At 57.5% G+C, this 1009-nt stretch carries 1 protein-coding gene; it reads right to left on the bottom strand.

The annotated features are described in order from the left end of the window. The coding region (gene lipA / locus CVS27_RS20440; protein WP_243400302.1) for a lipoyl synthase at positions 1-1009 on the bottom strand (1009 nt) is incomplete at both ends.

The raw sequence follows: 1009 nt of genomic DNA, 5'->3' as shown, positions 1-1009 counted from the left end.
GCTGTTATGAGTGAGGCTGCTTCTTGGCGGGTGTGGCCGGAGTCTTCGATGCCTTCGGCGATGTGGGCGAGGTGTTCGGGGATGTCGCGGCCTTTCTTACGCATGGCCGTGGCCCACAACCTTCCGGCCCGGTAGGAAGAACGCACCAGCGGCCCGCTCATGACACCGAGGAAGCCGATTTCTTCTGCTTCCTGGTTCAGTTCCATAAATTCTTGTGGCTTGACCCAACGATCCACCGGCAGATGCCGTTCGGAGGGACGCAAGTACTGGGTGATCGTGATCAGATCAGTACCTGCCTGGTGCAAGTCCTGCAAGGCCTGGCTGATTTCAGCCCGAGTCTCACCCATGCCCAAGATCAGGTTCGACTTGGTCACCATGCCATGATCCCGGCCCTGCGTAATGACATCCAAGGAACGCTCATAACGGAACGCGGGACGGATGCGCTTGAAAATGCGGGGCACCGTTTCCACATTGTGCGCAAACACTTCAGGCTTGGACTCGCAAATAGCCGTGATGTGTTCGGGTTTTCCGGAGAAGTCAGGGATCAACAACTCCACCCCGGTGTTCGGGTTTAACTCATGGATTTTGCGGACCGTCTCGGCATACAACCACACACCCTCATCGGCGAGGTCATCACGAGCCACCCCCGTCACGGTCGCGTAGCGCAGGTTCATTTTCACCACGGAACGGGCCACCTTGGTCGGCTCGAACCGATCGATCGGTGACGGCTTGCCCGTATCAATCTGGCAGAAATCACACCGCCTGGTGCACTCGGAACCACCAATAAGGAACGTAGCCTCACGGTCCTCCCAGCACTCAAAAATATTAGGACAGCCCGCCTCCTCACACACCGTGTGCAGACCCTGACCCTTAACCAGGTTCTTCATAGCAATGTACTCCGGGCCCATCGAAACCTTGGCCTTCATCCACTCAGGCTTCCGCTCCACCGGCACAGCAGCATTACGCTGCTCAATCCGCAACAACTTACGTCCCTCAGGTGCCAACGTCA

Origin of the sequence: Arthrobacter glacialis (assembly GCF_002909445.1) — a bacterium.
GTDB lineage: Bacteria > Actinomycetota > Actinomycetes > Actinomycetales > Micrococcaceae > Specibacter > Specibacter glacialis.
Note: the sequence above shows the minus strand (reverse complement) of the source record. Positions and strands in the feature narration are given on the sequence as shown.